Raw genomic sequence first — 13,792 nt, forward strand, 5'->3', positions numbered from 1 at the left:
CCCGATGCGGAATCTATCAAATCATACTTTCTAACAAATAATAATGAGATTCCTGCCTTCGCAGGAATGACAATACTATGGAACTTCAATCTCGTTTACAATCTTATTGATGATATCTACTGAAGTAACATTTTCTGCTTCAGCCTCATAAGTAATTCCAATACGATGACGTAATACATCGTGCACTACAGCACGAACATCTTCTGGAATAACATATCCTCTTCTTTTTATAAAAGCAAAACATTTAGCAGCAGTAGCCATATTAATACTTCCCCTTGGTGAAGCTCCAAAACTGATAAGAGGTTTTAACTCTTCCAAGCCATATTTCTCAGGGAAGCGAGTAGCAAAAATGATATCCAAAATATATTTTTCAATCTTTTCGTCCATATATACTTCTCTTACCGCTTCCTGAGCTTTAATAATTTGCTCTACGGAAACTACAGGATTTACTTTTTCAAAAGAACCTTTAAGATTTGCACGAACGATTAATTGTTCATCCTCTAATTTAGGGTAATCAATAACCGTCTTTAGCATAAAACGGTCAACCTGCGCTTCTGGTAGTGGATACGTTCCTTCTTGCTCAACTGGATTCATAGTCGCCATTACCAAGAAAGGTTTATCTAACCCGAAGGTCTCATCACCAATTGTAACTTGTTTCTCCTGCATTGCTTCTAACAAGGCACTCTGCACCTTGGCGGGAGCACGGTTAATCTCATCAGCTAACACAAAATTTGCAAAAATAGGCCCTTTCTTGATCGAAAAGTCATTTTCTTTCATATTAAAAATTAGTGTCCCTGTTACATCTGCAGGTAATAAATCTGGTGTAAACTGGATACGACTAAAACTTCCGTGTACGGCTTTTGAAAGGGTATTTATAGCTAAGGTTTTTGCTAAACCAGGAACACCTTCTAACAAAATATGTCCTTGTCCTAGTAATCCTATTAATAATCGCTCGACCATGTGCTTCTGGCCTACGATTACTTTATTAATTTCTAAAGCAAGTAAATCTACAAATGCAGATTCTTTCTGTATTTTTTCATTGATTGAAGCAATATCAATAGAACTATTTTCTTCCATCTATTCTTTTTTTTAAAAGCGTGAATTTAACATTCATGTTTCAGCATTGCAAATTGTTAAATTATTTTTCTTCTTCTTGTTAATTATAGGTTAAATGTGTTGTCTTAAAATACGCTTACGCCCAAATTTTACAGTATATTTAGATCTTTTTACTGAAAAAGCGGACGTAACAATTTTCATCGCCTTTCGCGATGATGTTTCTAAAAGACGAAAGTCTTTAAATAATGTTGCAAAAATCTAAATGAAAAATCATCTATTTTATGAAAACAGCATTGATAACTGGAGCTACAAGTGGCATAGGAAAATCAACAGCTTATGAGTTTGCCAAAAAAAATATAAATCTAATACTTTGCGGAAGAAGACAAGAACGGTTAGATCAAATGAAATCCGAATTAAGTAAAACGGTAAAAGTCCATACGCTCTGCTTTGATGTTAGAGATAAAGAAAGTGTTTTTAAAAGTATAGAAAACTTGCCTCGAGAATTCGATACCATAGATATATTAATTAACAATGCTGGAAATGCACATGGATTAGATCCTATACAGACTGGAGAGATCGATGACTGGGACGCTATGTTAGATATAAATGTAAAGGGACTACTTTATGTATCCAAAGCAATTATTCCTAAAATGATTTCGCAAAAATCCGGACATATTATCAATATTGGTTCTATAGCAGGTAAAGAAGTTTATCCTAATGGAAATGTCTATTGTGCCAGTAAACATGCCGTTGATGCTATTAATAAGGGAATGCTGATAGATCTAAATAAACATGGTATAAGAGTTGGAGCTATACACCCAGGATTAGTAGAAACTGAATTCAGTAATGTTAGGTTTAAAGGAGATGATAAAAGAGCTGATACCGTTTATAATGGTTTCGACCCTTTGAGGCCTGAAGACATTGCTGACATCATTAGTTTTGTAGTTACAAGACCTTACCACGTAAACATTTCTGATCTTGTAGTTTTACCAACAGCTCAAGCTAACAGTACAATTGTAAATAAAGGTTGATAATTTCTTTATCTTCAGAGTATTGTATGTTCGGTAAAAATACCTAAGTTTATGTAGGGAAAAAGAATATTGCAATATGTATGAGGAATGATTAACAAACGTCTTTTAATAAAAAATCTTTTAGCGCATAATGATGAGAACAGTTTTTATGACAAAAAACGCAAACTTAATATTGGTGAAAAAGAAGGTAAGGCTAAATTCCTAAAACATATATGCGCTCTTTCTAACTCCAATCCTAAAAACAACTCATATATTGTCATTGGAGTTGAAGATGAAGATAACCAAATCATAGGGGTAGATTTTTTTGATGATAGTAAGATTCAAAACCTAGTAAATGCTTATCTATCGAACCCACCTATTGTAGCTTACGAAAACATTCCGTTCCCTCACTTGCCTAGTGACAAGGTGGTTGGACTAGTATCGATTCGTTCTCAAGACGGCAAGCTATGTTCTCTGCGCAAAAACATTTGGAAATATTATGGTGGCAGTGTCTTTTTTAGGGATGGAAGTATCAGTATGCCTAAAGTATTTGACATAGAAATCAAAGATGTTAATTCTGACATTGTTGAGTCCATAGAGAGTCATGCTCAAAACAATATTGAATTAACATTAGATGGAGTATTTGATTTTATGAGCTCCAGAAAAGATTACAATCCTACGTATAAAGTATTTAAAGAATACTTCGTAGTATGCTGGTCTGCTAAAGAAAAACATGTAAACGAAGAGGTATACTATTCTAGAGTAGATATTGCTTTAATCAACGAGCAAGTAAAATTATTTTATTCCCAGTTTGACGAAATAAGCATCTCTATTACTGAAGATGAATTTAAAATAATAGAATATGTTCAGCTTGGTTTGCAAGAAACATATAATTACTACCCTCTAGAAGAAGTAACTATTAAATTTAAGAACAATGTTAGTTATGATATAGAAAGTAAGATTTTATTTGAACCTCCACAATTTGATAGGAAAACATTGTATCATCTATACAATAGTAACAATGCTTTAATCGAAAAACTAAAAAAGAAAATGCCATTAACTAGAAATGAGCAAAAAGACATTCTTAATCTACCTGTCACCTATCTTTTATGTTATTTTAATGATTTTAATGAAGCAAAAGATAGATTAGAAGAAGCTAAACCTTACCTAAAAAATTATACTGATAGTAAAGTATATTCATTATATAAAGAAAGTATGCGAATCTTGAGAAAAGTAAGATACAATTAGATAAAGACTATACACCTTAAAATAAATAAGGGAAAATCAATTATCTCCCCTTATTTATTAAAAATCTTAGTTATTGCTGTAATAAATCAAAAACTTGTTGTGGATAAGGACTATTAAACATTGCTCCATGACCTCCAGTATCAATTTCTATTACCTTAGCCATTCTATCACTAAGAAATGTCTTTTCCGTAGTCAACAATCCTCCTGTTTGAAAATCATCTTTTGCAAAAACATAAATCACATTAGACAAATCTCCTGCTGTAATCTTTAAAGGAAAACGCTCTCCACCGATAGCTCCTAAAAATGAAAAAACAGAGGGGCAGGATTGTTTTATATCATTATATTCTTCCAAGATATCTGTCCTATCTTCTTCTTTTGGTGTTGTTCCATTTAAAAAGTAATAAGGATTCCCTTGCAAAAAATTATCAGGTACTTCTGGTTGCATTTCTAAACGAGCAGCCATGATTACAAATTTATCCGCAGTAGTATTTCCTTTCTCTGCAATATATTTTGTTACCAAAAAACCTCCAAACGAATGTCCCATTACATATACCTTCTTTCCCTTGGACTTAAAATTCTTAATTACTCTATCTAGCATCTCTATACTCACTTTATTTTCTAAATCAGCTTGTTCCTTTTTCAATGCTTCATTCATACATAAGCCATTATTAAGTGTAAGTGCTTGATGCATATATACTCTATAATAGTTCTTAAATAAATCATTGTAATCTGTATTAAAACTACCATTAAGCTCAAAATACTCATCATCTAATTCCTTATCTGGTCCTCCTTGTTCATAGATAACAACTGTATCAGCGCTTTCATTTCCTTTAGCACTAAATAATTTTGTAATATCATCTGGTATTTTGGTAAGTGCATTTTGTATATCTAATTCTTCTAACTGTACTGAATCGTCATCATTGTTACAATTGACTAATAACAAAGCAATAGTAAATACATAAATTATTTTTTTCATTTTGGATAAGTTTTTACAAAAGTCACTTCGACTTTCTTTATTTATATTTTATTCCCAAAACACATAACTCATAAAATACCCTAAAAAAACTTTCTAATATTTTATTCTTTCTCAATCTTACATTATTATCTACATCTAAAACCTTTTAGACAATATTCAAAAAAATAACATTTTACTCTTATGTAATACCTTTAAAAATGTTGTAAAATAGTATCTTCAAGTCCTCTTAAAATCAGAAGTGTAAAATGAGTAGAAATCTTGTTATTGGAGATATACACGGAGCTCTAAAAGCTCTTAAACAATTAATTAATAAAGCAAGTGTAACAACTGATGACACCTTAATCTTTCTTGGTGATTATGTTGATGGGTGGACAGATAGCGCCCCGCTAGTTTCGTTTCTTATCGACTTGCAAAAAACGCATAACTGTGTATTCATAAGAGGCAATCACGATGAACTCTGTTATACTTGGTTAAAAGAGAAAAAATATAATCCAGAATGGATAAAACACGGAGGTCAGGCCACTATGGACTCCTATCAATCCTTATCAAAAGAAGAAATTGAGACCCATCTTTATTTTTATGAAAATCTTCTTAATTATTATATTGATGATCATAATAGACTATACCTACATGCAGGTTTCACGAATATCCATGGACCACATCGAGAATATTTCAGCAAATTGTTCTATTGGGATCGAACTTTATGGGAAACTGCTCTTTCTATAGATCCTAAACTAAAGAAAACAGATCTCGCATATCCAAAAAGACTTTTACTTTTCGATGAAATTTATATTGGTCATACTCCAGTGACTAGAATAAACAAAACAACTCCTGTAAACGCAACTTGTATTTGGAATATGGATACAGGAGCTGCTTTTAAAGGCCCACTTACCATAATGGACATAGACACTAAAGAATTTTGGCAAAGTAATCCGGTATATACCTTATACCCTGATGAAAGCGGAAGAAATTAAAAACATTTACGCCTATAAAATCAATCTTAAATCGCTCTAATGAGCGATTTTTTTATTCTTGATGTTTACCTAATCATATAATACTATACTAATAGGAAACTAAAAAACGTAACGCAATGAAAACCTCAAAAATTTTATTAGTATTTCTATATGTTATTAGTATAGCATGTAATACAGAAGACGACGTAATTACAAATGATTTCTCAGACATTTCTTTGGCTTTTGATTTAAAAACTCAAGAAGATCAAATGGGAGGATTTGCAGAAAACTCCATGGTAGCATTTGAAGGAAAAATATGGTCTGTAGGTGGTGATAACGCTTATACCCCAGAAGATACGTACTCTAGCGATGTTTGGTCAAGCAATAATGGCATCAATTGGGTATCTGTTACTAGCAATATCTTCGAAGCAAGATATCGTCATACACTTACCGTTTTCAATGATCAAATGTGGTTAATTGGTGGAAAAAATAACTCTGATGAACTTTTATCTGATATATGGAACTCCGACGATGGTATTACTTGGTCTAATGTAACAATGACAGCCCCTTTTGGTAATATGTCCGCTCATACTACTACAGTATTAAACAACAAAATGTACGTAATTGGTCCTACATCTGATCGAACTAATATGATTGTGTGGTCCACTACAGATGGTATTAATTGGACAGAAGAAACCGCAAATGCTTTTCCAGTTAGAGGGAATCACCAAACAGTAGCCTTTAATAATACCCTATACGTTATTGGAGGTAGAAATGAAACCGACAGATTTAATGAAATCTGGTCAAGTACCGACGGAATAAACTGGTCTTTAGTGTCTATTTCATCTTCAATTTTCAGCGCTAGAGATTTACATACTGCAACTGTTTATAACAATAAAGTATGGGTTGTTAATGGAAAATCAGATGCATCAAGAGTTGTTAAGGATATTTGGTATTCTTCTGATATGCGTAATTGGACAGTGTATGATGGAATTATTCCTTTTGAAAGCTCGCATTCTCATACTTGTCTGGCTTATGGAGAAGAACTATGGCTGTTTGGAGGTTACATAACATCTGGAACCTCTGGAGAAATCTGGACAATTGATGAAGATTAAAATTAAATAAATCCCTTTATAATTATGAAAACGCTCTTATTAATTTTCGCAATACTTATTACAACTAATAGTATCTCTCAAAATGATTGTAGTCAATTTTATCCTTCCAAAGTTGGGACTAAAATCACAATGCATCATTTTAATAAAAAAAACAAATTAACATCTGAAACAAACTATGAGGTTTTGGAAGTGAACTCGTCAGGATCAGATTCTAAAATTAAAATGAATATGTCTATGAACGATTCTAAGAAACAAAAAATTATTACCGAAACACAATTTATTGCAATCTGCGATGGAGGAACTACTAGATTAGATCCTGAATCTATAATTTCTCCGGGATTATTTAATCAATATAAAGATATGGAATACAGCATTAAAGGAACTGGAATTGATATTCCTAATTCAATCAATATTGGACAAGAATTACCCGATGGCCACGTAACCATGTCAGTGGATGCTGGTGTAATGAGTATTGATATGACAGTAGATCTAAAAAAACGTAAAGTAGCATCAAAAGAGACTATTAGCACATCTGCAGGATCATTTGATTGTTATGTAATCACCTATGTCAACGAAACTAATATGAGTATAGGTATGAAACAAACATTTTATGTAAAACAATGGATTTCTAAAGGTGTTGGTTTAGTACAACAAGAAACTACTAAATCTAATGGAAAATTACTTAGTAAATCTGTTTTAGCTAGATTACAATAGACATATTTTAACCATTTACATAAGAGAATCTAATAAAAAAAGGTTCTCTTTATTGTAAATAAAAATAAGACACCTTATACCGACACAACCTCATCATCATCTAATAATTCTTCTTGTCGTAGACGTAATAGAATCTGTGCTACTGCTACTGTGTCCTTTTCACAATAAATTACAATTCTGTCTATATCGTTTTCTTCATAATAAACCTGTCTTACCTGACTACCATCAATATCATCCTTAGGAGAAGGAATCCCTAAAATGTTGGTCAATAACTTTAATGAAGTATAATGTTTATAATCCCCAAATTTCCATAAATCCAAGGTATCCAGATGTGGAACTTCCCAAGGTTTTTTACCAAACAGATTTAGCTTAAATGGTAAGCTGATATTATGAATAATCATTCTTCTAGCTATATATGGAAAATCAAATTCTTTACCATTATGTGCACAAAGTAAATGATGTGGATGATTAAAATGTGTTTCTAATAAATTTTTGAAATCTATCAACAATTGTTTCTCTTCTCCGTAAAAAGAGGTAGTTCTAAAGGATCTTATTTCTCCTTTAAAGGTAAAATATCCTACAGAAATACATACAATTTTTCCGAACTCTGCCCAAATTCCTGCTCGATCATAAAATTCTTCTGGAGAGAATTCTTCTTTACGTTGATATTTGGTTTTATCAGCCCAAAGATATTTTTTCTCATCTGTTAGCTTATCAAAATTCTCTTGTTCTGGAACTGTTTCTATATCCAAAAACAAAACGTGTTCTAAATTAATCTTATGAAGCATTCTCTAACATTTTATAAGCCTCTTCTATATAAATGAAAAAATCCTCACTAAAAGATCCTTGCGGCCCTCCTCTATGATGTCCTAAACGTACAATAATTATATTATCTTCTGGAATAGTTATTACATACTGTCCCAAAATCCCTCTCATTACAAAAATATCTTTGTTCAAATGATCTGATAACCAAAAGCCATATCCGTACATATCATCATTTTCGAAACGTTTTTGGGTTGCTATTTTTGTAAATTCCTTTGGTAGTATTTGCTTTCCATCAAACTTTCCGTCATTTTTAAATAGTACTCCAAAACGAGCAAAATCCCTTGCATTACTAGCGATACAACAATAGGTTTTCTCCATACCACTATCCTCACTATCTACCTGCCATAAAGCATCTTGTTCCATACCCATAGGTTTCCAAAAGCTTTCGCTTAAATATTCTGACAAAGTCTTGCCAGTTGCTTTCTCTATCACCATTCCTAATAGCTGTGTACTCCCACTTAAATATTCAAACTCTTTACCAGGTTCGTTCACTACTTCTAACCCATTCATAACATCTCTTAATTCTGGGTCATAATATGCTCTTGCAGTTATAGAAAAAGGACTTGTATAATGCTCTGTCCAGTTTAATCCTGATGACATAGATGAAAGATCCCCTACAGTTGTTTTAGCAGCTAATCCTTCGGAGAATTTTGGCAAAAAATCTCCAATCGGTTGATCCAAACTTTTGATATAACCATCCATGATCGCCTTTCCTAGCAAGGCTGTTGTAATACTCTTTGCCATAGAAAAAGAATTCGTCTTAGACTCCGCACCATAACCTTCTGCATAGTTTTCATACCAAATCTTATCATTTTTAATAATCATAAAAGCAACGGTCCCCATTGCATCATTGGTAGTATTTAATCTTTTAGTAGGAATTACTTTATTATAATTGGTATGCAATTCCCATGGAATTGGTTTATCTCCTTTTTCTATTGTGTGATTATCAAAATAAGTATAATCATCTATATAAGCAGTGGTATGTCCTGTCATATATACTACACGAACTCCTTTTAGAATATAATCATAATCAAAAATATATAACAAAATCACACAAAGTAGTATAATCGCCAGAAGACCTTTAAAAAGTTTTTTGATAATTCTCATCTGAATTAGAAATTTTAATCCTCTAAGGTATGAAAAATAAAATCTCTGTTTAGAACAAAAAAAATGCCCGATGAATCGGGCATTTTAATTAAAGATAAACAATTATTATGACGATAATTTAATTCGATTAGGTTATAATAGTGTAGATATATAACTTATAAGAATGCTTGTTGAGTTTGTGTTATTTTTTTGAAATATCAGTTTAATATTTCACATCTTTTATTTATAAGCTACATCTAAAAACAGAAATCTATAATTAGGGCATATGTATTACAAAATAAAGTCTCACTAAAAGCTAATCCAAGTAAACTAAAGACTATTAATCGCTATTTCAAATTTAGGAGTTATTTGTTTCAATCCTTTTGGGGAATATTTTTTTGGTATGATTCAATGTATAAAATGCAGATTTTAATGTATGAGCAGACAAATTTAAAATCATGTTCGAAAAATAATATTCTAATAAAATTAAATTACATTCAATTTCTGATATAATTCTTTCTTAGAATCTCTTGCTATTGGTAATGATTTCTCATTAGACATAACAACGTATCCTCCTTGCTCTTTCACCAAGGTATTAACGTGATCTAAATTAATTAAATAGGATCTATGAATTCTAAAAAAACCAAAAGGCTGTAATTTGGATTCTATATATTTCAGATTCTTTGATATTACTATTTCTTTCTCATTTTTTCTAATAAACGTAGTGTAATTACCATTACTAATACAATAAAGAACACTAGGTATTTTTATAACATGCGTGCCCTTAGAATCTGTTATAGAGATTTTAGGAACTTCGTGAATTTTAGCATAAAGTTGATTAAAACTAGCTATTGGGTCTTCTTTGTCTTCACTCTTTTCTTTTATCGGAATTGCCTTATCTATAACTTCTACTAATAACTTAGGGTCAATAGGTTTTAGTAAATACCCTAGCGCATTATATTTATATCCATCTACGGCATATTGATTAAAGGCTGAAACAAAGATGATTTTAAAATTAATTTCTTCGAGCTCATCAAGAATATCAAAAATTGTAATGGATCCTAATTGTACATCCAGAAAAACCACATCTGGGTTAAGATTAGACAGACCTTCTAGTATAGATTTCTTATCACCAGCTTCTCCTATGATTTCTACCTGAGGGCAATATGTACTCAATAAAAGACTAATGTTTTCTCTAGCCTTTTTTTCATCATCAATGATAAAACATTTTAACATTTGATCCATTATTTCTTAATCTCTTTAACTATAGGCAATGTAATAATTACTTCTGTTCCTAATGATTTACCCGTATTATCATACAAATCGTTTATAACAATATTGGACTGCCCTTTTACTGTTGTATTTAAAATATCTAATCTTTCATTTGTGTTTTCTGTAGCGATTGACAAATGAGATACATCAGTTCCTTTTTTCTTTAGTTGTTCTGATGCTTCTCTACCGATTCCATTATCTACAACTTTACAAACGACCATATCCTGTTCTTTTTGCAATGTTATATTTAGTTGTCCTGCAACGGAAGAATGAGAAAAACCATGAATTATCGCATTCTCAATAAACGGTTGTAAAATCATAGAAGGTATTCTTGGGTTACTTTCTAAAAGGACTGGATCCACATCGAAACTCGCTTCAAATTCTTCCTGAAACCTTCCTCTTTGCAGATTTACATAGGATCGAATAATCTCTAGCTCTTTTTTAAAGTTAATATATACACTATCCGAACTATTTAAAACATTTCTTATTAATCCCGAAAGTTCCGTCATATATTCGTTTGCTCTGATATTATCATTTTTTAAAATATAATTCTGTAAGGTATTAAAGCTGTTAAACAAAAAATGTGGGTTCATTGAAGATCTCAACGAAGTTAATCGTGTATGCGTTAATTTTTCATTTATTTTATAATATTTAATACGATTAATATACCCTCTATATACTAATACCAGCACAGTAACTACTAATAATAGTCCAAGGAAATAACTTTGCCATTTCGTCTTACTAACTTCTTTTTCTATTTTTAGATTTTTCTCTTCTAGTCCAGAAATGACTTCTTCTTTAGCTAATAATAAATTCTTACTTTCGCTTTTCGCTAATTCTTTACTTACCTTAACCTTTAATTGCCTAGATTCTAGCAATCTTATATCTCGTAAACACTGAACACTTGCTTTTAAATTTCCTGTTGTTTCATATAGCCTTGATAAATCTTCTTTTACCGTAATTAAATCAGAAATATCGTTTTTCTTTTCGAAATTATTTTTAGAAATTAAAAAGTACTCAAGTGCTTTATCATAATTTCCTAAATCATATTGTATTGCACCCATGGTGTGCATTAATCCTGGATATAAATCATCTCCATCCTTATACGTCAAATTATCATTATCCCACTCTATATTAGTTCGTATTACCTCTAGTGCTTCTTTGGGCATTTTTTTTAAATAATATGACCAAGCAATATTATTATATACCATAATGCAATGTCTGGTCGACAATGAATTTTTCTCACAACCTACAGCAGCTAATCTAGAATAGTATAATATAGAATCAGCTTCTTTATCATTAAAAGACGCCGATAAATTTAAGTACGTAGCTCCTTTCCGTTTTTTAGTATCCTCTGGATCAATGTGTGTTAAGGCTCTTTTGAAATCAATTTTAGCTTGATCTTGATCACCTATATCTAAGAATAGTACACCTCTATTTAATAAAATATCCCACTGATAATCCGAATTGTCATCTGAAGAAGCCAAGGCTAATGCATCTCCATAATACTCTAAGGCTTTTATATATTCTCCTATTCTATTATGTAATAAACCTAATCTGTTTTTTACATACATCAGGCATTTTTTATCATTCTGATTCGCACAATACTCACTTAAAAAATTAAGTACATTCATGGCTCTCAAATATTCTCTAGTACTATCCGTAAAAAAGCGTTCAATTTTATAAACCATCCTTTTTACACTATCAATATCCGAGCTGTTCTGAATTAGTTCAAAAGCATTATCGTACTCTTTTTTAGCATTTACAATGTCATTTGCTTTAAATAAGCTATCTCCTGTTTTTAGTATTTTCTGAAGAGACTCTTTTTGCAACTTTATAGGTTGATTTAACTCTTTATCTAGGGCTTCTTGAGATACAACATTAAAACACCCAAAAAAAAGTATACTAATCGAAATGAAAAAGGTTCTAAAAAAAGTCATTAAAAAAGGGATTGTTGCTTTACAGGGTTTTCATGATCTAATAACCATTTTTTGCGCCACAATCCTCCAGCATATCCGGTAAGAGAACCATCACTACCAATAACACGATGACATGGAACAACCACCCAAAGCGGGTTTTTTCCATTCGCAGTGGCGGCTGCTCTTATGCATTTCGGATCGCCAAGTCGTTTAGCTATATCTAAATAACTTACTGTTTTTCCAAAAGGAATATTAGAAAGCTCTCTCCAAACTCTTTTCTGAAAATCTGTCCCTGATGGATTTAAATCAATATTGAAATCGGTTCGATTCCCTTCGAAATAATCTTGTAGTTGAGTAACTACATCTTTAAGTTCGTCCGGAATTTTATCGGAAGGTATATGTTCTTTATCTGCTGTTATAGAAATCTTAGAAACACCATTTTCATCACCTGTAATAGAAGCAATACCTAAAGGAGTTTCTATGAAAACGGTAGAAATCACTCTTCTTTTTTATCATTCAGAATACCTAAACGTCTTGCTCTTGTTTCCCAATTTTTTCGGGCAAGAATTTGCATATCTGTTTCTGTATCACTTTCATCAACAATCTCTAAGCCTAGTAATGTTTCTATTACATCTTCCATGGTTACTAATCCACTAACAGAACCATATTCATCCACAACCAATGCTATGTGATTTTTGGTCTGAATTAAATCATTAAATAAGTCTGGAATAGGTAAGTTTCTATTAGTAAATATGATTGGTCTTTTTATTTCCCCAAGAAGTTTATGACCATTCTGATTGGCCATTTCTTTAAAAATTTCATCTTTTAATACCTGTCCGGTTATGTTATCTGCTTTATCTTTATAAACGGGTATTCTAGAAAAACGAAGGTTTTGATTTTCATTAAAAAACTCTTGTACCGTAGTATCTTCTGAGGCAGTTTTAATAACAGTTCTAGGAGTCATTACATCCTTAGTAAAAATCGTTTTAAAATTTAAAAGGTTTTTAATCACCTTAGACTCCGATTCCTCGAAAACACCTTCTTCTTCCGCTATATCAGCCATGGCTGTAAAATCTTCTCTACTCAATACTGATCCATGATGTCCTTTTCCCCCTATCAGTTTTGTTGTTAATTGTAATAGCCATAAAATCCCTGTCCATTTAAGTGGCCAGATCAATACGTTTAATGCTTTAGAAGTAAAATTAGAGAGTTGTTTCCAATACGTAGCACCAATAGTTTTTGGTATAATCTCTGAAGCAACTAATATCAATATGGTCATTATAGAAGAAACTACTCCTACCATTAGATCTTCTGTCATTTCTATTCCAAAAATCTTACGAGTTTCGGTTCCATACATTTCTGCATATGCGACTTTTGCTTGCACACCTACTAAAATAGCTCCTACTGTATGAGCAATTGTATTAAGTGTTAAAATAGCAATTAGCGGTCGATCAACATCTTTCTTTAGTTTTTCTAATGCTGTTGCGTATGCTTTTCCTTCTTTTTTCTTAACATTAATAAAGGTAGGAGTGATACTTAGTAATACCGCTTCTAGTATTGAACATAAAAAAGAAAAGAAAATAGATACGACTCCGTATACAAGTAATAATGCCATAAT

13 protein-coding genes are annotated in these 13,792 nt (G+C 31.6%); 5 read left to right on the forward strand and 8 right to left on the reverse strand.

The annotated features are described in order from the left end of the window. Positions 1-75 precede the first annotated feature (75 nt). On the reverse strand, positions 76-1,077 hold the full coding sequence (locus H526_RS0118330; protein WP_027394334.1) for an AAA family ATPase: 1,002 nt from the start codon (positions 1,075-1,077) through the stop codon (positions 76-78). 260 nt (positions 1,078-1,337) lie between these two features. Here H526_RS0118330 and H526_RS0118335 point away from each other — a divergent pair, with 260 nt between their 5' ends. Continuing rightward, positions 1,338-2,087 carry an SDR family NAD(P)-dependent oxidoreductase gene (locus H526_RS0118335; RefSeq protein ID WP_027394335.1) on the forward strand — a complete coding sequence of 250 codons (750 nt, stop codon included), beginning with the start codon at positions 1,338-1,340 and terminating at the stop codon, positions 2,085-2,087. An 87-nt stretch (positions 2,088-2,174) separates the two neighbouring features. After that, positions 2,175-3,314, forward strand: a complete 1,140-nt coding sequence (locus tag H526_RS0118340) for an ATP-binding protein (RefSeq protein ID WP_027394336.1) — start codon at positions 2,175-2,177, stop codon at positions 3,312-3,314. 70 nt (positions 3,315-3,384) lie between these two features. Here H526_RS0118340 and H526_RS0118345 read toward each other — a convergent pair whose 3' ends face one another. Further along, positions 3,385-4,290 (reverse strand): alpha/beta fold hydrolase, encoded by a 906-nt coding sequence (locus H526_RS0118345; RefSeq protein ID WP_027394337.1) that lies wholly within the window; start codon positions 4,288-4,290, stop codon positions 3,385-3,387. A 245-nt stretch (positions 4,291-4,535) separates the two neighbouring features. On the opposite strand from H526_RS0118345, the gene H526_RS0118350 reads away from it, so the two are divergent. The 3 genes from H526_RS0118350 (at position 4,536) to H526_RS0118360 (ending at position 7,072) form a co-directional block, all read left to right on the forward strand. Then, a complete protein-coding gene (locus H526_RS0118350) occupies positions 4,536-5,264 on the forward strand; it encodes a metallophosphoesterase (protein WP_027394338.1) in 729 nt (242 codons plus the stop codon). Between the two features lie 116 nt (positions 5,265-5,380). Then, positions 5,381-6,358, forward strand: coding sequence for a Kelch repeat-containing protein (locus H526_RS0118355; RefSeq protein ID WP_027394339.1), 978 nt, complete (start codon positions 5,381-5,383; stop codon positions 6,356-6,358). A gap of 24 nt (positions 6,359-6,382) precedes the next feature. Beyond that, positions 6,383-7,072 carry a TapB family protein gene (locus tag H526_RS0118360; protein WP_027394340.1) on the forward strand — a complete coding sequence of 230 codons (690 nt, stop codon included), beginning with the start codon at positions 6,383-6,385 and terminating at the stop codon, positions 7,070-7,072. A 74-nt stretch (positions 7,073-7,146) separates the two neighbouring features. On the opposite strand, the gene H526_RS0118365 is transcribed toward H526_RS0118360, so the two are convergent. The 6 genes from H526_RS0118365 to H526_RS0118390 form a co-directional block, all read right to left on the reverse strand. After that, positions 7,147-7,860 carry a 3'-5' exonuclease gene (locus H526_RS0118365; RefSeq protein ID WP_027394341.1) on the reverse strand — a complete coding sequence of 238 codons (714 nt, stop codon included), beginning with the start codon at positions 7,858-7,860 and terminating at the stop codon, positions 7,147-7,149. Then, entirely contained in the window at positions 7,850-9,004 is a 1,155-nt protein-coding gene (locus H526_RS0118370) for a serine hydrolase domain-containing protein (protein WP_027394342.1), read from the reverse strand. Before H526_RS0118370 ends, H526_RS0118365 begins: the two co-directional genes overlap by 11 nt. Before the next feature lie 465 nt (positions 9,005-9,469). After that, positions 9,470-10,219 carry a LytR/AlgR family response regulator transcription factor gene (locus H526_RS0118375; protein WP_158594474.1) on the reverse strand — a complete coding sequence of 250 codons (750 nt, stop codon included), beginning with the start codon at positions 10,217-10,219 and terminating at the stop codon, positions 9,470-9,472. Between the two features lie 8 nt (positions 10,220-10,227). After that, positions 10,228-12,195, reverse strand: coding sequence for a tetratricopeptide repeat-containing sensor histidine kinase (locus tag H526_RS0118380; RefSeq protein WP_027394344.1), 1,968 nt, complete (start codon positions 12,193-12,195; stop codon positions 10,228-10,230). Then, positions 12,195-12,671 (reverse strand): methylated-DNA--[protein]-cysteine S-methyltransferase, encoded by a 477-nt coding sequence (locus tag H526_RS0118385; RefSeq protein WP_027394345.1) that lies wholly within the window; start codon positions 12,669-12,671, stop codon positions 12,195-12,197. Before H526_RS0118385 ends, H526_RS0118380 begins: the two co-directional genes overlap by 1 nt. Then, positions 12,671-13,789 carry a CNNM domain-containing protein gene (locus H526_RS0118390; protein ID WP_027394346.1) on the reverse strand — a complete coding sequence of 373 codons (1,119 nt, stop codon included), beginning with the start codon at positions 13,787-13,789 and terminating at the stop codon, positions 12,671-12,673. The genes H526_RS0118385 and H526_RS0118390 overlap by 1 nt, the downstream gene beginning before the upstream one ends. Positions 13,790-13,792: the final 3 nt, after the last annotated feature.

This window comes from Aquimarina latercula DSM 2041, assembly GCF_000430645.1.
GTDB classification, from domain to species: domain Bacteria; phylum Bacteroidota; class Bacteroidia; order Flavobacteriales; family Flavobacteriaceae; genus Aquimarina; species Aquimarina latercula.